The sequence below is a fragment of the Oceanicaulis sp. LC35 genome, from assembly GCF_052055585.1.
Classification (GTDB): Bacteria; Pseudomonadota; Alphaproteobacteria; order Caulobacterales; family Maricaulaceae; genus Oceanicaulis.
On sequence record NZ_CP170485.1, the window covers coordinates 354807 to 377039 of the forward strand.

The 22233-nt window shown below is 63.5% G+C and carries 19 protein-coding genes; 7 read left to right on the plus strand and 12 right to left on the minus strand.

Annotation, left to right across the window (positions count from 1 at the left end; translation table 11 throughout):
- Positions 1-4: 4 nt before the first annotated feature.
- A complete protein-coding gene (locus ACFELO_RS01660; RefSeq protein WP_440958840.1) occupies positions 5-2155 on the minus strand; it encodes a sulfotransferase in 2151 nt (716 codons plus the stop codon).
- A gap of 462 nt (positions 2156-2617) precedes the next feature.
- Here ACFELO_RS01660 and ACFELO_RS01665 point away from each other — a divergent pair, with 462 nt between their 5' ends.
- The 4 genes from ACFELO_RS01665 (at position 2618) to ACFELO_RS01680 (ending at position 7863) form a co-directional block, all read left to right on the plus strand.
- A complete protein-coding gene (locus tag ACFELO_RS01665; protein WP_440958841.1) occupies positions 2618-4024 on the plus strand; it encodes a hypothetical protein in 1407 nt (468 codons plus the stop codon).
- 163 nt (positions 4025-4187) lie between these two features.
- Positions 4188-5954: a GspE/PulE family protein gene (locus tag ACFELO_RS01670; protein ID WP_440958842.1), complete on the plus strand. Its 1767-nt coding sequence runs from the start codon at positions 4188-4190 to the stop codon at positions 5952-5954.
- 11 nt (positions 5955-5965) lie between these two features.
- A complete protein-coding gene (locus tag ACFELO_RS01675; protein ID WP_440958843.1) occupies positions 5966-6661 on the plus strand; it encodes a hypothetical protein in 696 nt (231 codons plus the stop codon).
- Positions 6662-6663: 2 nt separating this feature from the next.
- Complete coding sequence (locus ACFELO_RS01680; RefSeq protein WP_440958844.1) at positions 6664-7863, plus strand: type II secretion system F family protein; 1200 nt, start codon at positions 6664-6666, stop codon at positions 7861-7863.
- Here the strand turns inward: ACFELO_RS01680 and ACFELO_RS01685 are convergent, their stop codons facing one another.
- Positions 7864-8577: a methyltransferase domain-containing protein gene (locus ACFELO_RS01685; protein WP_440958845.1), complete on the minus strand. Its 714-nt coding sequence runs from the start codon at positions 8575-8577 to the stop codon at positions 7864-7866. It lies immediately after the preceding gene.
- Positions 8578-8741: 164 nt separating this feature from the next.
- On the opposite strand from ACFELO_RS01685, the gene gspG reads away from it, so the two are divergent.
- Both gspG and ACFELO_RS01695 read left to right on the plus strand, forming a co-directional pair.
- Positions 8742-9194: a type II secretion system major pseudopilin GspG gene (gene gspG, locus ACFELO_RS01690; protein WP_440958846.1), complete on the plus strand. Its 453-nt coding sequence runs from the start codon at positions 8742-8744 to the stop codon at positions 9192-9194.
- Positions 9195-9197: 3 nt separating this feature from the next.
- On the plus strand, positions 9198-9614 hold the full coding sequence (locus tag ACFELO_RS01695; protein WP_440958847.1) for a pilus assembly FimT family protein: 417 nt from the start codon (positions 9198-9200) through the stop codon (positions 9612-9614).
- On the opposite strand, the gene ACFELO_RS01700 is transcribed toward ACFELO_RS01695, so the two are convergent.
- From ACFELO_RS01700 to ACFELO_RS01745, 10 genes are read right to left on the minus strand one after another with little or no spacing between them, the layout of a single operon-like run.
- Complete coding sequence (locus tag ACFELO_RS01700; protein WP_440958848.1) at positions 9611-10027, minus strand: PulJ/GspJ family protein; 417 nt, start codon at positions 10025-10027, stop codon at positions 9611-9613. The genes ACFELO_RS01695 and ACFELO_RS01700 overlap by 4 nt on opposite strands.
- Positions 10024-10647, minus strand: a complete 624-nt coding sequence (locus ACFELO_RS01705) for a hypothetical protein (protein WP_440958849.1) — start codon at positions 10645-10647, stop codon at positions 10024-10026. Before ACFELO_RS01705 ends, ACFELO_RS01700 begins: the two co-directional genes overlap by 4 nt.
- Positions 10648-10656: 9 nt before the next feature.
- Positions 10657-12816 (minus strand): secretin N-terminal domain-containing protein, encoded by a 2160-nt coding sequence (locus tag ACFELO_RS01710; protein WP_440958850.1) that lies wholly within the window; start codon positions 12814-12816, stop codon positions 10657-10659.
- Positions 12813-13301 carry a hypothetical protein gene (locus tag ACFELO_RS01715; protein ID WP_440958851.1) on the minus strand — a complete coding sequence of 163 codons (489 nt, stop codon included), beginning with the start codon at positions 13299-13301 and terminating at the stop codon, positions 12813-12815. Before ACFELO_RS01715 ends, ACFELO_RS01710 begins: the two co-directional genes overlap by 4 nt.
- Positions 13298-13882, minus strand: a complete 585-nt coding sequence (locus ACFELO_RS01720; protein ID WP_440958852.1) for a hypothetical protein — start codon at positions 13880-13882, stop codon at positions 13298-13300. Before ACFELO_RS01720 ends, ACFELO_RS01715 begins: the two co-directional genes overlap by 4 nt.
- Positions 13879-14931, minus strand: coding sequence for a hypothetical protein (locus tag ACFELO_RS01725; RefSeq protein ID WP_440958853.1), 1053 nt, complete (start codon positions 14929-14931; stop codon positions 13879-13881). The genes ACFELO_RS01720 and ACFELO_RS01725 overlap by 4 nt, the downstream gene beginning before the upstream one ends.
- Entirely contained in the window at positions 14885-15931 is a 1047-nt protein-coding gene (locus ACFELO_RS01730) for a hypothetical protein (RefSeq protein WP_440958854.1), read from the minus strand. The genes ACFELO_RS01725 and ACFELO_RS01730 overlap by 47 nt, the downstream gene beginning before the upstream one ends.
- A complete protein-coding gene (locus ACFELO_RS01735) occupies positions 15928-16596 on the minus strand; it encodes a type II secretion system protein (RefSeq protein WP_440958855.1) in 669 nt (222 codons plus the stop codon). The genes ACFELO_RS01730 and ACFELO_RS01735 overlap by 4 nt, the downstream gene beginning before the upstream one ends.
- A 45-nt stretch (positions 16597-16641) precedes the next feature.
- Complete coding sequence (locus ACFELO_RS01740; RefSeq protein ID WP_440958856.1) at positions 16642-17652, minus strand: glycosyltransferase family 2 protein; 1011 nt, start codon at positions 17650-17652, stop codon at positions 16642-16644.
- Entirely contained in the window at positions 17649-18578 is a 930-nt protein-coding gene (locus ACFELO_RS01745; protein ID WP_440958857.1) for a sulfotransferase family protein, read from the minus strand. Before ACFELO_RS01745 ends, ACFELO_RS01740 begins: the two co-directional genes overlap by 4 nt.
- Before the next feature lie 152 nt (positions 18579-18730).
- On the opposite strand from ACFELO_RS01745, the gene ACFELO_RS01750 reads away from it, so the two are divergent.
- Complete coding sequence (locus tag ACFELO_RS01750; RefSeq protein ID WP_440958858.1) at positions 18731-22210, plus strand: glycosyltransferase; 3480 nt, start codon at positions 18731-18733, stop codon at positions 22208-22210.
- Positions 22211-22233: the final 23 nt, after the last annotated feature.

Below are 22233 nucleotides of genomic sequence, written 5' to 3' on the forward strand. Positions count from 1 at the left end.
GGCTTTACGCGTATCCAAAATGCTTGCGCCAGGGCTCCAGCGGCGCCAGGGCCCCGTTGTTCAGGGCGCTGTAGCGGGTCCAGCGTCCTTTCGAGGTGGTGTAGAGCTTCTGGATCACCTGGTCAGCGGAGGCGGTGCGGATCACTTCACGCTCGCGCGCGGTCTTCCAGAAGTCGACCAAGCTGTCTTCCCATGGCAGACCCAGGCTTTCCACGATGGGTTGCACCACTCCCTGCAAATCGGTGATCAGCTCTTCATAGCGCACATAGCTGACATCGAGGTCGAGGATCTCCTCGGCCTTCACCCAGAAGTTCATCACCTGATCATAAATGGCCACCGCGCGTTCGACCGAGGTGAAGTGGTACATGCCGTCATTCATCAGGAAGTTCTGGAAGAAGCAGGACGTAATGACATCAGCCGGATCGCGAACCGAGAAGATCACCCGGGAATCCGGGAACATGTACTTGATCAGTCGGGCGAAAGGCGTGTTGAGGGGCATCTTGTCGATATACACTTTGCCCGGATCTAGCGGCGCCTTGTTCAGGCGCGCCAGATTGTTCAGATACAGCTCCTGCAGGCGCTCGGGCTCGGTTTTGTAGAAGGTATCCAGCAATTCGCTCCAGGAGACGCCATGCTCATGAGGCGCGTCGCCGAAATGAGCGTCCAGCAGCGTATCGCGAATCGTTGGCTGTTCTTCCAGAACCTCGATGTCAGAGTGCGTGCGGAAAATCGTATCCAGCAGCGTCGTGCCCGAACGCGGGAAGCTGTACATGAAGGCGATCTGAGGGGCGTCGGGAGCGCTCTTCACGGTGTGCGCGCTCAGGCTGTCCTCTGCTTTTGAGGTCAGGTCAGAGTACAGCAACCGGACACGCGCCGGGAAAGCACTGGGTGAGATGCGTCCCAGGCTGACGCTGAGATTCCCGTGAATCTGGTTGCCCAGCTCGTACATGGCGTAGGCTTTGTCGTAGGCCTGAACCTTGTCGTAGAGCTTGCCGGCGACCATGGCGAAATTGGCCTGTTCGTCAGTGGGTGGTGATTTGGGATCAAAATGCGCCTCTACGATTTTCAGCGCTTCGTCGCTCTGACCCAGATCCTGGTGCATAAGCGCCCGGAAGAAATGCCCCGCCGGATGGGTGATCTTGACGCCGTTGGAGTCCAGAACATCAAACACCTCCTTCATCAGAGCCCCGGAGCCCGGCTTGTTGAGGATACGTAGCGCTCCCAGGAGAACGGCTTCATCCTCGGGGTGGGCGCGGGCGAGTTTGAGCGCCTCTGCGGCGGCGTCCGATTGCCGTCCCGCTTCGGAAAGGGCGTTGGCGTAGGCAAACCGGAATCTGACGTGCTCGCGAGCCGCTTTTGAAGATTGCTCAAAGAGGGTGACGGCATCCTCGGGCTTTTCATCCTGCGCGCAGGCGAAAGCGGCCGTTGCGAGTAGCTCCGGGTCTTCACCAATCCTTTTAAGGCTCTGGCGGGCGCAGGCATTCGCCATGTAGTGAAGGCCGCCGAAGGACATGAGTTCCAGGCTGAAGACGTGCAGGGATGCTGCGTCTGGGCTGAAGCACTGGGCGGCGCGGGCGGCGCCGAGGGCCTGGTGCGCCTGGGATGATTGTCGATGTGCGCTTGAGACCAGATGCCAGATCCGCCAGTCGCGCACTTCCAGATCCAGCGCTTTGTGAACGCTGGAGATCACCAGCTCATGCTGGCCGTTCTGGTGGAGTTTGTTGAGCGCTTCAAATGTCAAAGGAGCGGGTTTGCGCTTCAGGACGCTGTTGAGGGCGGCTCGCGTCAATCCGAGCGAAGCGGTGATTTGCCCCTGAAGTCGTTGTAGCGCGTCCTTGTTCTGGAAACGGTCCGCGTGCGCCTGGAGATACCGCAAGGCGAGCTTCCCCTTGCCAAGGTGGGTCAGCGCCAGTGCGTAGTCCGCTCGATACTGATCGGACCCGAGAAGGGTGGCTGCGGCCTGGCACAGATACAGGCCGCTAATGCGTTGGTCGTTGGAGTCTGCGCCCATTCGCAAGGCGGACAGATTGTGAACCGCGACCGCATTGTCAGGCTGTAGGCTGAGTGATTGCTGATAAAGCAGGGCGGCCTGGGTGTGGTGACCCTCTGCAAGCAAGGAGTTCGCCTCACGCATGAGCTCAATCGATTCTTGCAAGACATCACTCATCGCGCCGACTCCCCGAGTTTGTTCCTAGGGGATCGCTAAGGGGTCTCTTGGAAGGGGTCAATATCGGGTGGCGGGCAGACGGGCTGTTGTGGTTCTGGGCCGGATTGGGCGCTGACGCAGCCAGAAAATCCATTGTTAACCCTTCGCCTCTATTGCTCTCACTACCCATCAGGGTCAGATCTGAGGAGCGATCAGAATGACTGACACACTTCAACTGCGAGGACGTTGCCGGAAGGCGACACTCGCCGGAGAAGCACACCGGATGGGCGTGGCAGCCCGGGCCGTAAACCAAATAATCGGTTGACACTTGGACCGCAGCTCGCCTTTATTCCGATCGTTCGGCGCCTCGCTTGAGGGGGGCGTGTGACAGCACTCTCTGCAGGGGTGCGTTATGACAAACTGTCCCCATGGCGCTGAACAGCCATGGCTAAACCAATGGGGGATACCCAGATGAAACTGACTAACCTTCTTACCGGCGCTGCCGTTGCTGCTCTTCTGACTGGCACCGCCAACGCTCAGATCGTTGCCGGCAACCAAGACGGCAACGCGACCAACGACCTCGGCGCGTCCCTGGTCTTCGCTTCCGAGCTGGATCTGGCTGAAGCTGCTCCGACCGGTCACGTTGAACTGGCTCTGGGCGCTCTTGAGATTGCCGCTCTGAACGCTCTGGCCGCGACCGACTCCGTCACCATCAAGTTCGACCTCTCCGGCGGTCTGTCCTGGGACGGCAACCTGTCTGACGCCAACCACATCGGCGCTGTCGCAACCTGCGAATTCAACATCTCCGCAGCTGGCGGCACCGGCACCCAGACCGTGTCTTACGCTCTGGACGGCACCACCGAAGACGCGACCACTTGTGACGCCGCCGCCGACCTGGCGTTCCGTTTCCCGATCGAAATCACCGCACCGGGCAACGTGTCTTTCACCATGTCTCTGACGTCCACCGGCACCGTGCTGCGTTCCGGCGCTGTTGACGTGGACCTCGGGACCGCTGGCACCCAGGCTTATGTCCGCACCGCTCAAGCGTTCACCTACGCTTTTGCTGACGATGCAACCACCGAAGCTGTGTCTCTGGCAGCTGGCTACGAAACCTTCGTGGGTGGCGGCATTCTGGGCACCCTGACCGGCACCGACACCGCCGGCGTCATCGTGGCTGCCAACAACACGCTCAACACTGCAGCTGACTCCTCCAACGACGCGCAAGTTGACGGCGGCGAGCTGACCGTGACCTTCCCGCAACCGGCTGGTCTGGCTTCCGTGACCCTGGGCCTTGCTGTTCCGGTCACCGAAGATCTGGTCGCTGGCGTGGCTACCTTTGATCTGTCCGCAGCTCAAATGGATGAGTTCGACGGTGCGTCGATCAACATCATCGCCAACGAAGCCACCGGCGCTGACGCTGCTCCGATTGCTAACCAGCAACCGACCGCAGTCTTCACCGTGTCTTCTCCGAACGCGTCTGATCTGACCGTTTCTGGCGACACCGCCGTGAACAACACCGACCTCGACGCTCTGCTGCGTCAGGGTTCCAACACCACCACCTTCGAGTGGGTTGGTGACACGGAAGCTTCGGCCGCCAACATGTTCCGTGCTGTCGGCCTGGGCGCGACCCTGCCGACCATCCGCGTGACCCTGGCCAACTCCACCGCTGATGTGGACGGCGAGTACGTGCTGACCCCGTCGAACACCCTGACCAACGGTGAGCTGCTGATCACCGAAGACGACATCCAAGCTGCTGTGGGCTCTGCCTTCGGCCGCGCCGACGTCACCTTCTCCTTTGAAGCAGCTGGCGTGACCGTGCGTCGCTTCATCTTCAGCGCCAACGGCACCCTGACCGACATGGGTGACGACAACGGCTAATCCTTCTGATCTTCGGATCAATGGATGGAAAGGGCGGCTTCGGCCGCCCTTTCTTTTTGTGATTTAAGGCTGTTGGCTGAGAGCGGCGGCTTTCCCGCCCTGTCAGATGCAGTATGCTGGCCCGCCCGGACTGAACGCGGGCCTTTAGAGTACGGGTGTGCTGATGGATCACCGACGGATTGGCGACATTCTGCTGGAGCGCGGCCTGGTCAGCGCAGTCGATCTGGAGCGCGCCGCCCGTTATCAGGACGAGATTGGCGCCCTGTTCGGTCAGGCGTTGCTGCGTCTGGGCGCGGTGTCTGAAGACATCCTGCTCTCGGTCCTGTCGGATCAACTCGACATTCCGGTGGTGCGTCCCGAGCATCTGCCTCAAGCGGCGCAGGCCTATCATCACGCTGCTGAAGCGCTCGGCGTTTCCGTGGACTGGCTCCTGCTGCACGACACTGTGCTGTGGTTTGAAGCGGATACAGCTGCTGAAGAAACCTCCGATGTCACTGAGTCTGATGAACCTGCAGGCGCCAACCGGCTGATCGTTTTCTCACGCGCCCCGATGGACCCGGCGCTGCATGAAACCCTGTCCCGGTCCACGACCGGCCCGGTTCAGGTGGTGCTGGGGCCGAATCGCCTGCTCGACAGCGCCCTGTCCGCGCTGCGCTCAGCCGGGCGCGTCCAGTCGCGCGATGACATGGATGATGCCCAGCGGCTGCGGGAAATGGCCGAGGAAGCGCCCGTCATCGATTTTGTGAATGGGGTCTTTGAGGATGCGCTGCAACGCCGCGCCTCGGACATCCATATCGAACCCTTCGAGAGCCATTTCCAGATTCGTTTCCGCGTGGATGGCGTGTTGCACCAGATGCAGTCCTTGCCGCGCGCCCGGTTCGACGCCGTGGCGAGCCGGATCAAGCTGTTGTCCAACATGGACATCGCAGAGCGGCGTCTGCCTCAGGACGGCCGGCAATCGGTCCGCTTTGCGGGGCAGGATATCGACCTGCGGGTGTCCTCGCTTCCGGGCGCCTGGGGTGAAAGCCTGGTGCTTCGCCTTCTGCGCAAGCAGCAGGAGCTTCCATCTCTGGAAGGCCTGGGCCTTGAAGGCCACGCCATGCACGTGTTCCAGCAGCTGATTGCAGAGCCCAACGGGGTGATTCTCGTCACCGGCCCGACGGGGTCGGGCAAGTCCACCACGCTCTATCGCGGCCTTGAACTGGTCAATGATGGCGAGCGCAAGATCATCACCATCGAGGACCCGGTCGAGTATGACATGGCCGGCATCACCCAGGTCCAGGCGCGGTCGGAAATCGGCTACACTTTCGCAAAGGGTTTGCGGGCGATCCTGCGTCAGGACCCGGACGTCATCATGATCGGTGAGATCCGGGACGGGGAAACCGCCTCCATCTCGGCGCAAGCCGCGCTGACGGGGCACCTCGTGCTCTCTACGCTTCACACCAATTCCGCTCTGGCCGCGATTGAGCGCCTTGTGGATCTCGGCGTTGAGCCCTTCCTCGTCTCGTCCGCCCTGCGTGGCCTGATGGGCCAGCGTCTCGTGCGTCGTCTGTGCGAGCATTGCGCCCAGCCGGCAGGGGAAGAAGATCAGGCGTTGGGAAATCGCATGCTGGCCGAGGCGCGAGCAGAGGGCGCGCAGGGCCTTCCGCTGGAAACCCGCTGGCGTAGCGCGCCCGGCTGTCACCATTGCGGCGGGCAAGGCTATACGGGCCGGGTCGCTGTGTTCGAAGCGGCGCGGATCACGCCCGCTTTGCGCCATGCCATCAATGAGGGCGCTGATGCGACCGGCCTTCTGGCTGCGGCGCGTCAGGACGGATATCTGACCATGCTCGAGGATGGTCTGATCAAGGCCTCCCAGGGCGTGACGTCGATCGGCGAAGTTCTGCGCGTGCTGGGCGCCGGGCAAGCCCGCCAACAGATACAGGCCTGAGGGGAAGCTCCATGAGTGCGCATTACAGCCATTATGACGCCCTTGAGAACATGAAACGGGCCGTGGCGGACGGCCAGCACCGCTCCGTGATTGGCGGCATGTGGGATGAGCTGGGCGCGTTGCAGAAGCGCTTCCTGCTGGATCAGGGGCTCAAGCCCCATCATCGTTTCATCGATATGGGCTGTGGCTCCCTGCGCGCCGGCGTGCCGTTGACCGAGTATCTCGACCCTGATCGCTATTATGGCGTGGACATCAGTCAGGACCTGCTGGATGCGGGGTATGAGCGCGAGATCGTTCCTGCTGGTCTGGCGTCCAAGCTGCCGCGCGACCATCTGACCGCCAACCCCGATTTTGATGCGACGGGGTTCGGCGTGATGTTTGACTATGGCATTGCCCAGTCGGTCTTCACCCATATGCCGATCTCGCGTCTGACCGATTGTCTGAAAGCGCTCGCGCCAGTGTTCGTCGAAGGCGGACGGTTCTACGTCACCTTCTTCGAACGCCCCGAAGACGTGGCGGCTGAGGCGCCTGTCCCGCACGATCCGGGCGGCGTCGTGACTTATCCCGACCGCGATCCGTATGACACCACCCTGACGGCGCTGCGCGCGGCGACGTCTGCCGGCTGGCGGCTGGATATCATCGGACATTGGGACCACCCCCGCGATCAGCGCATGGCGCTGTTCGTGCGCGAAACCGGTCAGGACTGATCATGCCGACCTATGTCTATCGCGGCCTGAACGCTGACGGCGCCGAGGTGGATGGCCGTTTGACGGCGGCGGATGAGGTGGAAGCCCTGCGCCAGCTTGAAGGGCAGCGAATTGCGCCGTTCCGTCTGAACGAAGCCGGGCTCGAGCCGCGCAAATATGATCGCAAGAAAGCGCGTCCGCAGGATCGGTTCCGCTTCATGCGGCAACTCTCGGTCCTGCTGAAGGCCGGTACGCCGCTGCTGGATGCCTTTGATTCGCTGAGCGCGGACGAGCCGTGTCAGGACCTCGCCGAGCAGGCCCTGACCGTGCGCCGAAATTTGCGCTCGGGCACGCAATTGTCCGTGGCCATGCGCGAAGGGTTTCCGAACCTTCCTGCGTATGCCCCGCGCCTGATCGAGCTGGGCGAGGCGACGGGCCGTTTGCCCAAGGCGCTGGCTGACATCTCCACCCAGATGGAGCAGGACCTCAAGTCCGCATCCGAGATCCGCAACGCACTCGCCTATCCGTCCTTTCTCGCTGTGGCGGGGGCGGCGGGCATCGTCTTCATCTTCCTGTTTGTCGTGCCGCGTTTCGCCAATCTTCTGGGCGAGGACCGCAGTGCGCTACCCGCCCTGTCGCGCTGGGTGATCGAGACGGGCGTCTTCCTGCGCGGCCACATGGTCGAAACCCTGATCGTCATGGCTGCTGCTGCGGTGGGGGTGGTCCTGCTGGCCCGGACACCGAGCGTGCGATCGGCCGTGGGTGAGCTGCTGCATCGCGTGCCGGTCGTGGGCGGGTTTCTGGCCGCGTCCGAGATTGCGCGTTGGGCGCGAACCTGTGGCACGGCGCTGTCCGGCGGGGCGCCTTTGGTGGACGCGCTGGTCTTGGCGGAAGCGGCCGTCACCTCAACGCGTCGCAAGCAGGGTCTTGTGGAGGCGCGTCGGGCGATCCGGTCGGGTGAACCGATTGACGCCGCCCTCAAGACCCATGCGAACTTTGATTCCATGACGGTCAATCTGGTCCGCACTGGCCGGGCGTCGGCCAGTCTGGACGAGATGTTGTTGTTCGTTGCTGACCTTTATGAGGAAGAGACCCGCAACCGGGCCAAACGGCTTACCTCGATGGCCGAACCGGCGGCGATCCTGTTCATCGCCGCCGTGGTGGGCACGATCGTGATCAGCCTCGTGCTGGCGATGACCAGCCTTTACGACACCGCGATCTGATCAGGCGCGCCAGCGTTCGGCGGGTTTGCCGGCCAGTCCCAGCTCGGGGGTCAGCGCGTCCAGGCGTTGCGGATTACGGGCGATGGCGGCCCATTGTGCGCCGGGATGGTGCCAGTTGAGCAGCTTCAGCGTCAGTCCGCTCTCGGCGCAGATCTGGTCCAGCCAGGGCTTGGGGTAGGGCACATTGTGCGGATAGGTCCACTCCGCCTGCGGCAGCGGCGTGTCATCCTCACCCAGAATGAAGCTGAACAGGAACAGGCCGTCTTCCTTGAGGGCTTCGCCCGCTGTGCGGATCAGCTTTGCAGTCTGATCGGGGCCGGAATGGGTGATGATCGACTGCGCCATGATGAAGTCGAACCGCGTGTTGAACACCGTGCAGTCGAAATTGGCGTCGTTGGAGAAGAGCGGCGCCTTCAGGGTGCGCAGCTGACCGCCTGTTTCATGTGTGAAGCCGTCCTGGATCAGCCAGTCATGCGGTTCGATGCCGAAATACCGGCCGCGCAGCAGGAAGGGGATCAGGCACCGGCCCAGGCGCAGCGAGCCGCAGCCAAAATCGAGCACGGTGTCGGTTTCTTCCAGCCCGAGCGCGGTCAGAAGGTTCATCTGCAACAGACCCAGAAGGCCATACCGCCCGGGCGGTCCCACATAGGCGCGATAATGATCATCGCCAGCCTTGAGGGCGTTGGCGTCGGTGGGGGACAAATGGCGGGTCATGGGCGGCTCCTTCAGGTTCAAGAGCTATATCAGCGCCTTGCTCGCGCGAAAACCGGTCAAACCGCACTTGCGCCTTTCATTGCCCGTTCCGCGGGTGGTAAGACTGGCGGGTACGGCGAGGGGATGCCGTTTCAGCTCTTTTCTGACTTGCACGAGGTGCGCTCATGATCAGTCTCGTTCGACGCTTTCAGCCGCTCACCTGCACCGCAGCGCGGACGCGCGCGGGCTACTCACTGATGGAAGTGCTGATCGCTGTGGCGATCATCGCTGTACTGGCGACCCTCGTGGGCCCGCGCCTTCTGGGGCAGCTGGATCGTTCCAAGCAGACAGCAGCCCGCACCCAGATCCGCATGATCGAAACTTCGCTGGACACGATGCGTCTGGATATCGGTCGTTATCCCACACAGGACGAGGGTCTGGCCTTGCTGCAAACGCCGACCGACACTGTCTCCGGTCTTTGGGCCGGGCCGTATCTGGATGGCGGGCTTCCCGATGATCCGTGGGGCCGCCCCTATCAGTATCGCGTGGGCGTCGGCTCTGATCGCGGTCAGGTCTTCTCCTATGGCGGAGATGGCCAGGAAGGCGGCTCGGGCAACGACGCCGATATCGGCCTCTAGCCCATGGGGGGCTGGCTCAGACGCCACGCATCCGCGACCCGGCCGGGCTATTCCCTTCTGGAAGTCATGGTCGTCGTGGCGATCCTGGGCGTGGCGGCGACCCTGAGCGGTCCGTCCATTACGCGCATGATCGCAGGGCAGCAGGCCCAGCAGGTCGTTCGGGGGCTGGTCACGGAATTCGGCGCAATGCGCGCCGACGCCTTTCTGCGCAGCACGCCTTATGACGCTGACATGATGAGCGCGCGCTTGTCTGCAACAACGCCTGAAGGCTGGGATGTGCAGGTGGACGAAAGCGCCAGTCTGGCGGCCAGCGGTTATTGCACGCCGGGCGCAGTCTATGTCTACGCGCCGTCTGGCCGCCGCTGGTCGTTTCAGATCAATCGGGGTGACTGCGAGATCCGTTCATCTGACGGCGTCTAGAACTGGGACGGGTCGCGGACCTGGATCCACCCGACCCGCCGGATGCTGAAGGCATGACGGGTTGCGCCGCGTTCCAGCGTGGCGTCCACCTCATACAGGGTGATCCCCCAGATGCTCGTGCCCAGATAGCCGTCGGCGGGTTGTTCTGACGCCAGCTCCCGGCTTTCCCAACTCAACCGCCACCCCCCCAGATCCATCTCGCCTGCAGGCTGCGCAACCGGATCCATGGTCTGCAAAATCGCGAGCGCGCTCTCCTGGGCATCCAGAAGGTCGGAGGCGGTCTGAAGCCGCTGCGCGGCGTTCGCTAGCGTCTGCTGGAAGGCGTAAAGAGGGATGATGGCGATCGCCAGCAAGGCGACAGCCACCAGCGTCTCCATTACGGAAAATCCGGCGCGCGTACGAGTCAGGGTCATAGAACCCTCTGTAGGCCAAGCGCGAGCAGGAAACCAGCCGCCAGGCCCGGTCCGAACGGAAGACGCGATTGCCCGTCCGCGGCCCTCAAGAGGGCGACAAGCAGCGTCAGTCCGGCGCCAAGCGCCACGCCGAGCGCCGCCGTCACGGGCGCACACCACAGGCCGAGCGCGCCCGCGAGTACGATGTCGCCGCCGCCCAGCCCCATCTGGCCCCGACGCAATCTCCCGTACAGCCCCGCGAGCCCCAGAATGCCAGCCGCAAGAGCGGCGGAAATGACCATCTCAACAAGTGAAAGTCCGGGCGTCAGAACGGGCGCGAGGCTGAAGGCGGCAACGGCCAGAATGAGCGAGGTGAGGTCGGCGAGCAGGCCGAGCCTCAGATCAAGACTGACGGCGACGCAAAGCGCGGTTCCGGCGGCGAGCGCGGCGCTGGTCTGGACCCAATCCCCGTTGGCAAGGAACAGCGCCAGCGCGCAGGCAAGGCCTGACATCGCGGATACCCCGAGGCTGATCCGGGACGCCGCCCCGGTCTGCCTTCGGGTCACGACATGATCCACCCACAGGGCCGACAGCGCCGCAAGCGCGCCAATGAGTGGCGCGAGGGCTGTCAGCAGGTTCATCCCGGGGACCTAGCGCGGGTCCGTGTCCGTTTGCCCGGCCTCCGCACCGCCGGCGGCGCGGATCTGGAAGGGCTCACTGGGCGGCAGCAGGGTGCCGTTCATCCGGGTCTGGTTCTGGTAGCCGGTGTTCAGCGCCCGGACGAGGGTGTCCACGACCTGCTGACGATCACTGCGGGTGTCCAGCACGAAGGGGGTCACCAGCACCACGAGCATGGTGCGCGTGGCGGTCAGGGTTTCGCTGCGGAAGGGGGCGCCAATGAGCGGCACATCCTTGAGCAGCGGAATGCCGTTATTGCCCCGGGTGAAGCGGTTCTCGATCAGGCCGCCCAGAACGGCGGTTTGACCGTCTTGCAGGGAAAGCTGGGAGTTCATGGCCCGGGTGGAGATCAGCGGGCTCGAGATCGAGGAATTGTTATTGGCTTCCGCGGCGCTCGTCTCCTGAGAAATCTCAAGATCGATCCGGTTGCCGCTATAGACGCGCGGTGTCACGCTCAGAAGAACGCCGGTGCTGCGATACTGGACGGTTTGCAGGACATCCGTGGAGCCGCTTGATTGCGAGTTCGCCGCGCGTTGGGTGGTAATGATCGGAACATCATTACCCACCTGCACCGTCGCTTCCGTACCCGAGCGGGCGACGATGCGGGGTGTCGAGAGCACATTGACCTGATTATTGCTGGCGTCAGCCGAGCCTGTCAGCGTGACCTGCCCGGTTTCAACGGTCCCGGAAAACCCGCCACTGCTGGACAGGTCGGCGCGGAACCGCGGGGCGATGTCGGAATCAAAGATAAGATCCAGCCCGTAAGAAGAGTCATCGGTCAGCGTGACTTCGGCGATCGTCACCTCGATCATCACTTCGGGTACCGGGGTGTCGAGCTGGCGAGCGAGATTCACAAACTGGTCGTACTCCGCCTGGGTGCCGAAGAAGATGACCCGGTTGCCCTGCTCATCCACCGTGATGTTCTCGTAGGACTGGGTGAAGCCGCCGCCGCGCTCGGAGTCGGCGTTGTCGTTGCTGCTGGATTCAGGACGCGCCGCAGCGCCGCCCGTGGACGCAACGCCCATGACCCCGGCCACAATGCTCGCAAGCGCCGAGGCTTCGGTGTTCTGGGCCTGATAGACGTGGGCGGTGCGAACTTCGGCGTTGAACGCCTCGCGATCCAGACGGACCGCCAGCGCCAGAGCGTGGTCGGCAAGCTGGCGCGAGGAGGAGAAGATCATGATCTGGTTGGTGAAGTTCAGCGGCAACAGCGTCAGGGAGCGCGGCGCGTTCACGCCCACCCCGACAATGTAACCTTCCAGCGTCAGAATCTGGCCCATCGAGGTCGCCAGCTCCAGCGCTTCCCAGTTTCGCAGGCTGACGGTGACGACCTGAGTGCCGGCAAAGCGCAACTCGTCCATTTGCTGGATGATTGACATGGCGGCGTTCACATCGGGCGCCAGACCGCTGAGGGTCACCGTGTTCAGATTGCGGTTGGCGGTGATGTTGAGCACATCCCGATCCGGGAAGGCCTGCCGCAGGATCTGTTCCATGTCAGCAGCGTCGATAGCCTGAAGCTCGACGAACTGGACCACCGGACGCAGATCTGACGGCACGTTTGAATGGGCGCGGGCGCGAATGAATCGCGGCATCTGGGCGCGCAGCTCCGCCAGCTCGATAATGCGGAACAGGCCTTCATTATAGGTGACGCCCAGCCCGTAATCCTGCAGCGCCTGCTCGACCAGGGTCAGGAAGGTGTCCGCCGGCATGTCGTTGACGCTGCGCAGGGAGATGACTTCCTGGCGCTGGCCCACATTCGGACCCATGCTGAAAGGCTGTTCGAGAATGTCGCCGAAGACCGTGTTGATGAAAGCGGGCAGCGGTTGCGGCGGCAGGGTGACGTTGATCGTCGTGTCAGGCAGCTGGGGCGCGTCGCCAGCGTCATACCCGGCGCCGGTGCGCGGATTGCGCAGTGACGGGACCGTATTGCGGGTCACGATCGGGCCTTGCAGAGCCGTATCGGGCTGCGCCTGATCGGGGCCGCCCTCAAGCGTATCAGACGCTTCCGGCTCGGACGTGGTCAGGGTGTCGGGCAGGGCGAGCCATTCCAGCTGTCCCGTTTCCGATTGCGTCGCACAGCTCACGGTGAACAGCGCAGTCGCGCAAACCAGTGACAAACGAAGAGCGTTCATTGTGTATCAGGCTCCGCCATGAAAACTTCAATACGACGAGATTGCTCGCCCTTGACCAGAAGGACCGAGGTGGAATCAATGTTCTGGATAACCCAGCCGTCCGACAGCTGATCCCCGACCTCGCGCAACTGCGCCCCCTCGCCGACACCATAAAGAATGATGCGCCATGCGTCTCCCCGTTTCACGAACGCGGAGAGGGATGGATCACGCAAGGATTGCTCCAGCTCCTCAACGGTCTGGGGCCCGTCCGGGGACGGCTCCGCCTGCGTGTCAGAGCGAAGCTCGACCTCAGGGAACAGGTTGGAATCAAAGACGGCGCGCACATATCGGTCGATATCGTCAGAGGCCGCCAGTTGCGGGGTGACGAGCCCGTTACGACGCCCGGCAGGCGGCGCATCATCAGAGGCGATACCGCTCATCCAGCCCGCGAGCAGGGCGATGAGAGCGGCGGCGGCGGCGAGCATAAGGCGCAGGCGTGACGTCATGACGCCGTCTCCTGTTCGCTGACGCGGGCCGGCGCCTGTAGCCGGATGTCCAGCGCGCCATTGCTGCGCCGCCAGTTAAAGCGCGTGATGACAAGCTGACGTTCGGTCCGGCTCAATTCCTGAAACAGGGCGAGGAACTGGCCATCGGTGTCGCGGGCGGTCATGGAGATTTCGAACAGGCTGGCCTGTGCGCCCAGCGGCTCCGGGGTCGGCGTCACATTTACGCGCACGCGGGTCAGATTCGCATTGCGCGCCGCGCGCTCGACCGCACCCTGAAGCTGGGCGGCGACAATGCCGTTGGTCGCGCCTTCCCAGAAGACGCTTTGGCTCTGATCAAGCCGGGTCTGCAGGTCGCCAGCCTGATCCAGCCAGCCCTGATCATTGAGCAGGCTCAACTCCAGACGGCGCGCGCGTTCAAGCTCTTCGACATTCTGGCGCAGGCTCGTCACCGAGGCGCTCATTTCGCCCAGCGCCCAGAACACCACGATCACAATCAGGACGCCGAGTCCGATAAGGGCGCGGGGCGTGGCCTGTTCCTGAAGTTGGGCGACCCAACGGGCCCTTTGTTCGGGAGCGATCATTGGCCAGCCTCCAGTTGGGCGGAGAGCAGCCATTCGCCTGATCCCCGGCCCGGTTCAAGGCTGACCGAATTCATCAGGGGATTGCTTTCCATGGCGAGCACCAGGGCTTCAGGCGCGAAGTCATCGCTGGCGTGAAGGGTCAGGACCAGCCGGTCTTCGGTCTGGTCAAAAGCATCAAGCCGGATCGAGAACCGCGCCAGCTCCTCGCTGACGCTGGCCAGCATCGCGGCGGGATGGCGGCGGTTGAGCGCGGAGGCATAGGTCGCCAGCTCGTTGGAGGCGCGCTGGGCGTCCTGCCGGGCGGCGCTGATTTCGGCCGTTTCCAGAGACAGGGCTTCAAGCTCGGAGGACAGAGACGCCTCTGTGCGGCTCAGCTGGACCCACTCACCGGCAAGATAGAGCGCCGGGACCGCCAGCAGGACGAGCGCGAGTGCGGTGATGTCCCGGGCGTTGATTCGCTTGAGCCGGTCGATCCAGGCGATATAGGGCTGAGCGTTTGCGGGGCGCGCCGTCAGGATCGGCGTAACCGGTTCGGGCACGACGCCTGTCAGTTCGGCCATGCGGGTGGCGCGCAGAAAACCGGTCCAGTCCGACAGGCCGGGCTCCCGGGGCCACCAGCGGCTGGCGACAAGCTCGCTGTCGCGCCAGACCTGACCTTCGAACCCGTCGATGGCTTTTACGAGCCGTGCGCCAGAGGGAAGGGGCGGGTGCAATACGGTTTCGGGCAGGATCTCGCCTTCGAAATCAGCCAGTCCCTCGGTCAGGTCGCTCGGCCAGCTCCAGATGCCGATCCGCTCATCACCCCAGTCGAAATGAAAGCCGGGATTGGCGATTGGCGTGCGCGCCTTCGCGCTCAACCGGGCGGCTTCATATCGCTTCAGGCTCTGACCGCCGCCAGGCAGGTGAGGCATGGTCTCGAAGTGACAGAGTGCGCGGCTGATCACCAGCCGTTCGCCCAGCACAAGACGCTCGAGCGCAGAGCCCTGACGCGTGACGCCGGTGCTAGCGCTCAGCTGCGATTGCGGGCGTTTGGGGAAGCGGCGCGACATCGTCAATACTCTCGATACGCAAGATGTTTTGCGAATAGGCCCCCCCAATAGCGTACTTGCTGTGAACCACAAAGGGTGAGTTGAGGCTGTTGGGCGTAAGCTCGATAACCGTGCGCTGAATGACCCGCGCATCCGGTGTGTGCGTGACCAGAGTCAGGTGCGGTCCGGGCATGGTGATGATGCTCAACGGGTCCCGAACCTGGTCGAGCTCATCGTGATTGATCTGGCTGAAAGTGGAGAGTTGGCGATTGCGATAGAGCCGGAAGGTTTCGGCGAGGGTCGAGCGGTCCGCACCCGGCATCAGCACGCTCAACATGGCCTCAGAGGCCAGTGCGGGGCTCAGACGATCCGCCGCCCGGTTGCGGAAGGTCAGCAAGAGCCGACCCGGATCTTCACACAGGGCGGTCTCGGACCAGTACATCACCGAGCACAGTTCGAGCGCATCGCGCAGGGGCTCGTTGGACGGCAGGCCGGTCAGGTCATAGTCAGACGCTTCCGCACCACCAAGCGTGCGCAGGTCATCTTCATCCTGATAGTCGCGCAGCGCGGCGGTCATCCGGGCGTGCTGGGTGCGGGGCACGCCATAAGCACTGAGAACGTCCGATAGATAGCCCGGGTCACTGCTGGTCGCGTTGAAAAAGGACTGATCGTCAAAGATCCGGGTGATGACCGGGTTTGTCCGGCCGTACCGATAGGCGTTCCCGTTGGCGTAAATGATGGATTCGGTCGGTGTGTCGGGATTGTTGCCCAGAAACATGTTCAGACTGTCGGACTGCATCCCCACCGCCACGCCCTGTTGGGTCATCGGCTCGGTCAGAAGCTCGTAGATCAGGGTTTGCTCCGCCGCGACGATTCCGGCTCGGGCACGCATCTGATCGGCGAGTGCGCTGATGGTGCGGGTGGAGCTCTGGACCTGCTCGGCGGCGATCGCGGCAACGATCGAGATCACCACGATGGCGGCCAGGGTCATGGGCAGGGCGTATCCGGGACGGGTCGTCATTGCGGCAGGCTTCCCAGTACATCCTCGAGCCGTAGAGGCGGCGGCGCGGTGATCGGCAGGTGCAGGACCATCACATCCCGGCGTCCGTCAGCCAGGGTGATCTCGGCGCGCACGGCCAGGGGCAGGGCCTGATAGTAACGTGTCTGCACCCGGGCGCCGAGCGGCTGCGGCGCAGGCCATTGGCTCGTCCAAATGCGGGCATCAGTCTCGCCTGGACGGGGCATGAAGCCTGGGCGGGACACGGTTTCCTCGCCGAAATAGGACCAGTGGCCTTCTGCGCCGGGCCAGTACTGCACCTCGAACTCCGCGCCGGGCTCTTCATAGATGAGCCGCACACCGTCCGTGCCGTTGACCAGGCGCAGCGTGTAGGGCCGCAACCCCGGTCGGGAGGTTGTAATGGGGAAGCTCGTCATCGCTCTGAACTCGCGGGAATCCCCGGCGAAGCGGTCTTCGCGATTTGTATAGTCTGGCCGGGTGCCCTCGATCGCCCGCCGCACGCTGGCCAGAGTAACATAGTCTTGGGAGGCGTTCCTGGCGGCCTGCTCGATCCGGACGCCGTTCGCGGTGGAGGCGCGCACGGTCTCCAGCACCGTGGCGGCCAGAAGCGCCGTCACGGCCAGCATGACCAGAACCTCAATCAGCGTATACCCGGCGGTGCGTTTCATCGGCGCTCTGGGTGATCCTTTGTTGGCCGGTTCAGGGCTGGTTGTTCAGGGGCGGCTCGAAACGCGCTCACCCGACGATGTCAGCTTGGCGCCCCGGCGTGTGACGAGCAATGGTGACCAGATCATCGCGCGCATCAACGCTGTGACAGGCCCCGTGCGCAGCGGCTTCAGGGCCCGTCTTTGCTGCATCACCTCGCCCAGCCCGGCCCAGGCGGCCGCATAGGCCTTGCCCAGATAGCCGCGACGTTCGGTGTCGGCGCGCAGGTACAGATACAGATTGATGGCGAGATGGACCGGAACCAGCACCGGCAGCAGCCAGAGCGGCGTGTTCTTGAAGAACACCCAGATGCGATTGCGATGGCCATGAAACAGGGTGAATTCTGAATGTCGTCCGGTCGTGCCCGATCCGGCATGATAGACGCGTGCGCTATCGAGCTGGATGCAGACCTGACCGGTCAGGCGGACCCGGAAGCCATAGTCCACATCCTCGCAATAACAGAAGAAGCGCTCGTCAAAGCCCCCAAGCTCGACAAAACGCACGCGGTCATAGAAGGCCGCGGCGCCGCAGGGCGCGAAACTCTCGCCGTCTGGCGGATTGTCACTCAGAGGACGCCCCTCCAGCGCTCGCCAGGCGACCCCGCCTGCAAACCAGACATCACCCGCTCCATCCAGAATGTTAGGCTCGTCCAGCCGGATCTGGGTCGACCCGAAAGCCGGACAGTCCGGCCAGCGTTTCGTCCCGTCCATCAGCGCTTCGAGCCAGGCGCCGTCCACACGGGTGTCGGGGTTGAGCAGCGCGATCCAGCGCGCCCGGCTCTGGCGGGCGATACGGTTGTTCGCGCCGGCGAACCCCAGATTGGCGCCGGGCCGGTCGATGCGGAAACGCTCGTCCGGCAAGGACAGGGCGTCGACGGCGACGTCCGTGGACGCGTTGTCGACAATCACCGCTTCAAAATCGCCAAAGCTCTGTTGCGCGAGCGCGTCGATGCAGGGCTGCAGGAAGTCGCCGCTATTGTACGCGACAATAATGACCGTGATGGTGGGATCAGCTGTCATGAGGCGTCGCCCAGCAGGGGCCGGTTTTCCGACAGGCTTTTATACAGGGAACGAAGATAGGCGACCGCCTTGCCATCCCCGCCGGCCCTTTCGGGCTGGATGGTGCAGACTGCCTCGTACAGGGCCTGAGCTTCAGGCCAGTGCTCCAGCGAGGAGAGCTCGCTCCCAATGTCTTCCGCATAGGTGCCTGAAGAGTTGAGCCGTCGGTTCAGGAAGGCCGTGCAGGCCTCGTCCGGGGGCTCGCCCAGGAAGGCGCAAATCTCGGACATCAGCTGGGCGGGCTCTGATTGCAGACGGTCAAACTCCACGCGGAACACACGCTCTGACCCCAGGGCCAGCTCTGTCTTCCAGGCGGCCTTTACATGGTTGGCCCAGATCTGAAGGGCTTCATCGCGCGCACGCGGTTGCCCGCCCGCCACCTCGAATTTCTCAAGCGAGGCGATCACGCCCTGGGGCGCGCGCAGATGAAACAGGAATTGCGCTTGGGGAAACATCTGCGCCAAAGCCCAAGTGTAGAAGGTGTTGACCGGCGCGCCATCCACCCAACGGGTCTTGGGATGGTCAGGATCAAGCCGGATATGGAGAAACTCCGGATCGGAGAGCTGGTCCGGGCCCGGTTGTCCTGTCGGTCCGTACTTGTCTGTCAGTCGGCGGCTGAACGCCTCATGCACGACCGCATTCACCGCATCGCCCTTGTGCTTGAGGAAGCGATCAAACGGGAAGCGGACATTGGACAGATGCGAGAACTCGCCGCGGTCCGAGCCCAGACGGAAGCTCTGAAGGCCGGCCACCGCCTCGGCGGCGATCCAGGCCGTTTCCGGCATGGGCTGGATGTCGGGATGCTGTCCCAGCGCCCAGGTCATCACCGAAGTGCCCGAGCGTGGCGCGCCGATGATGAAAACGGGCCTTGGTGCGGGCGTGGACATGCGGGAAAGCCTGATCATGCAAGGAGGTGGGCTGTGCAGAGCTGTTTACCAGTTTTCCCCCCTGACGCAACGCAACACGCATGTCTCGCCTTGACGGAGAGGGTCGGATAAGGGCTACACAGATATACAGATTCAGGGCGCCGGCGGGACAGATGACTGACAAGACAGCGATAGCGATCATGGTGCTGGGCATGCACCGTTCGGGCACCTCGGCCCTGACGCGGGTGCTCAACCTGCTGGGCGCCGATCTGCCCGAGGATCTGGTTCCGGCGAACGCCTATAACAAGTCCGGCTATTGGGAGCCATCCGACGTCGTGGCGCTCAATGATGGCTGGCTCTCCAAAGCCGGGGCGAGCTGGGATGCGCCTTTCCTGCCTGACGGCGACATGACGCAGGCTCTGCCGCGCACGTCGGTGAAGGCGGCGGCTGATACGATCAAGGCCGCCTATGGCGCAGATCACACGCTTATTGCGGTCAAGGACCCGCGCTGCACGCTCTATGCGCCGACCTGGCGTCAGGGGCTTGAACGCGCCGGGTATGCACCCGCCCAGCTCATCATCCATCGTGATCCTGCCGAAGTGGCGCAATCACTGGCGCATCGCGACCGGTTCGCCGCCGATGAAGCCGGCTTGCTGTGGGCCTGGTATTGCCTGAAATCTCTTGAGGCTTACCGCGATGCAGGCGGCGTCGTGGTCAGCTATTCCGCCCTGCGTCAGGACTGGCGGGCTGTGGTCGCCGATATCCGGTCGGGTCTGGGCCTTGAAGGCCTGAAGATCACACCGGGTGCCGCGAAGAAGGTGGACGCCTTCCTGACCGAACCGCGCTCCGTGCCGGAGGCGGAGTTTTCAAAGGATGTCTCGCGCATTCTGGAAGCTGTCACCGAACAGCATGAACGGGCTGGTCGCGGGGATGCGCCTGGCGACCTTGAAACGCTGGAACAGGACGTTCTGAACCGCGCCGCCCATGCTCGGCTGTCTGTCGTTCGCGTGCGTGCGGAAGGACGCAAGGAGGCGGCGCGGATCGAACGCGAGCGTGATCGCGCCCGCGAAGACCAGAAGCGCACGGAAGCAGATCTCTCTGCAGAACGCGACACGGCGCGTCGCGCCCACACAGAAGCGACCGCCCGGGCGGGCAAGGCGGAGGCCGAGCTGAAGGACCGTACGGCCGCCCACGAAGCCGCCGTGCAGGGCTATGAGAGCCATGTCAGCTCTCTTGATGCGGAGCTGCGTCAGACCCAGGCGGATTATGTCGCGGCGGATGCCGAGCGTCAGGCGCTCCGTGTCGAGGTGAACCGGCTGCGCGCGATTGAGCAGAGCTCGATCTGGAAGGCCACGACGCCCCTGCGCGCGGTTCTGGTGCGCGTGCCCGGCGTGCGCAATCTGGTCCGGCGTGGCCTTAAGGCGGCCTGGTGGACCGTGACCGGTCAGCTGGGTGCGCGCCTGAAGGCCCGCAATGCAGCCGAGCTCGCCGCGCAGCTGGATGCGACCCGCGTGGTTGAGGGCGGCAAGCCGGGCTCTGGCGTCAAGAATCCGATCAAGACGCTGAACGGCGTCCTGACCGAAGAATTCGCGGATGGCGCAAGCTATATCCCTGAGCTGATCAGCCGGTATGAACTGGCGTTCCAGTCTGAAGGGCAGGCGCCGATCAAAACCGTTGTGGGCGATGAGGCGGCGCGCAAGATGGCCGAGCGGTTGGCGAAGATCACCGCCAGGCGTCCGGACGCGGAAGCGCCCGACGTCTCCATCATCATCCCGGCCTATAACCAGATTTCCTACACCCTGGCCTGCATCGAAAGCGTCTTCGCCAGTAACCCCAGGGCCAGCTTTGAAATTCTGGTGGGGGACGACCAGTCCACGGACGGCACTCAGGCGGCTGCCAGCGTGCCGATGGCTCATGTACGCTGGGTGCGTCACGAGACCAATCAGGGCTTCGTCGGCAATTGCAATCTGACCGCGGAACACGCGCGCGGCCGCATTGTCCTGATGCTCAACAACGACACGCTGGTTCTGCCTGACTGGCTGGATACGCTGGTTGAGACGCTGGATGCGGACCCCGGGATTGGGCTCGTCGGCTCCAAGCTGATCTATCCCGATGGCCGGCTTCAGGAAGCGGGCGGCATTTTCTGGCAGGACGGTTCGGCCTGGAATCTGGGCCGGTTCGATCATCCGCGCCGTCCTGAATTCAGCTATGCCCGGGATGTTGATTACATCTCCGGCGCGTCCATTGCCCTGCCGCGCTCGCTCTGGGAAAAGCTCGGCGGTTTTGATGATCTGTACCGCCCGGCCTATGCCGAGGATGCGGATCTGGCCTTCCGGGTGCGGGCGGATGGCCTGCGTACCGTCTTCCAGCCGCGCTCCATGCTGATCCATTTTGAAGGGGTGAGCTCGGGGACCGATCTGGCCTCGGGCGCGAAAGCCTATCAGGTGAAGAATCTGGAGAAGCTACGCGAGCGCTGGGCGGGTGTTCTGGCCGCGCACCGTCCGAACGCCCAGGAACCCGAGCGCGAGAAAGAGCGCTCGGTCACCAAACGCGTTCTCTTCATCGACATGACCACGCCTGAACCCCAGCATGACGCCGGCTCTCTGGTGGCGGTCGAGACCATGCGCGCGCTTCAGGGGCTGGGTTTCAAGGTGACCTTTGTGCCGGTCGACAATTTCTTGTGGACCAAGGCGTACACCGCCCCCCTGCAGGCGATGGGGATCGAAGCGATCTATCATCCCTTCTATTCGCGGTTCGAGCCGTTCATCAGCGCACGCGGTTCAGAGTTCGACCTTGTGGTGGTGCACCGCTTCGCCGCCGCGGAGCGGGTGCTGGGCGCCCTACGCACGCATGCTCCGCAAGCCAGGATCGCCTTCATGCCGGCGGATCTGCATTTCCTGAGAGAGCAGCGCGAGGTCGAGCTCTCCGGGGACAAGGCTGCGCTGGAGCGGGTGGAGGAGACCAAGCGCCGGGAACTGGCCATCATCCGCTCGGTGGACGCCGTGCTGCCGCATTCGGATGTTGAGATTGACCTTCTCAAGGCGGAAACCCCGCAGACAGCCTCTTTCAAGCTGCCGCTGATCCATGATCCTGCGCCCCTGGCCACGGGCTTTCATGGCCGCGCGGGTGTAGGCTTTATCGGTGGCTTCGGTCATCCGCCGAACGCCGATGCCGTGGACTGGCTGCTTGCCGAGATCTGGCCGAAGGTGCGGGCGCAGAAACCGGATGCACGGTTCGTGCTGGCGGGCAGCAAGATGCCGGACCGCTTCAAGTCGCTGAATGGACGGGACGGGATAGAGGTTCTCGGTTTTGTTGAGTCCATCGAGGATTTCTTCGGCACGGTGCGGGCTTCCGTCGCCCCCTTGCGCTATGGCGCCGGGGCGAAGGGCAAGGTCGCAGCCAGTCTCGCGCTGGGCACGCCGTGCGTGACCACCTCGGTCGGGGCGGAAGGCATGGGTTTGACGTCCGGTGTTGATGTGCTGGTGTCAGATGATTCTGACGGGCTCGCCCGCCATATCCTCGCCATGCTTGATGATGAGAACCGCTGGAATGAGCTGCGTCAGGCGGGTCTGGATTTTGCGCGTCGCGAAACCTCACGTGAGGTGGTCAGGGCGCGCCTGTCGGGCATGCTGGGGCATCTGAAGCTGGGCTGAGCGACGGCGCGGGCGATTCTTTC

Coding starts and splice junctions, on each gene's coding strand:
- ACFELO_RS01665 (WP_440958841.1), top strand. CDS start 2,618: ATGAAACTGACTAACCTTCTTACCGGCGCTGCCGTTGCTGCTCTTCTG.
- ACFELO_RS01670 (WP_440958842.1), top strand. CDS start 4,188: ATGGATCACCGACGGATTGGCGACATTCTGCTGGAGCGCGGCCTGGTC.
- ACFELO_RS01675 (WP_440958843.1), top strand. CDS start 5,966: ATGAGTGCGCATTACAGCCATTATGACGCCCTTGAGAACATGAAACGG.
- ACFELO_RS01680 (WP_440958844.1), top strand. CDS start 6,664: ATGCCGACCTATGTCTATCGCGGCCTGAACGCTGACGGCGCCGAGGTG.
- ACFELO_RS01685 (WP_440958845.1), bottom strand. CDS start 8,577: ATGACCCGCCATTTGTCCCCCACCGACGCCAACGCCCTCAAGGCTGGC.
- gspG (WP_440958846.1), top strand. CDS start 8,742: ATGATCAGTCTCGTTCGACGCTTTCAGCCGCTCACCTGCACCGCAGCG.
- ACFELO_RS01695 (WP_440958847.1), top strand. CDS start 9,198: ATGGGGGGCTGGCTCAGACGCCACGCATCCGCGACCCGGCCGGGCTAT.
- ACFELO_RS01700 (WP_440958848.1), bottom strand. CDS start 10,027: ATGACCCTGACTCGTACGCGCGCCGGATTTTCCGTAATGGAGACGCTG.
- ACFELO_RS01705 (WP_440958849.1), bottom strand. CDS start 10,647: ATGAACCTGCTGACAGCCCTCGCGCCACTCATTGGCGCGCTTGCGGCG.
- ACFELO_RS01710 (WP_440958850.1), bottom strand. CDS start 12,816: ATGAACGCTCTTCGTTTGTCACTGGTTTGCGCGACTGCGCTGTTCACC.
- ACFELO_RS01715 (WP_440958851.1), bottom strand. CDS start 13,301: ATGACGTCACGCCTGCGCCTTATGCTCGCCGCCGCCGCCGCTCTCATC.
- ACFELO_RS01720 (WP_440958852.1), bottom strand. CDS start 13,882: ATGATCGCTCCCGAACAAAGGGCCCGTTGGGTCGCCCAACTTCAGGAA.
- ACFELO_RS01725 (WP_440958853.1), bottom strand. CDS start 14,931: ATGTCGCGCCGCTTCCCCAAACGCCCGCAATCGCAGCTGAGCGCTAGC.
- ACFELO_RS01730 (WP_440958854.1), bottom strand. CDS start 15,931: ATGACGACCCGTCCCGGATACGCCCTGCCCATGACCCTGGCCGCCATC.
- ACFELO_RS01735 (WP_440958855.1), bottom strand. CDS start 16,596: ATGAAACGCACCGCCGGGTATACGCTGATTGAGGTTCTGGTCATGCTG.
- ACFELO_RS01740 (WP_440958856.1), bottom strand. CDS start 17,652: ATGACAGCTGATCCCACCATCACGGTCATTATTGTCGCGTACAATAGC.
- ACFELO_RS01745 (WP_440958857.1), bottom strand. CDS start 18,578: ATGTCCACGCCCGCACCAAGGCCCGTTTTCATCATCGGCGCGCCACGC.
- ACFELO_RS01750 (WP_440958858.1), top strand. CDS start 18,731: ATGACTGACAAGACAGCGATAGCGATCATGGTGCTGGGCATGCACCGT.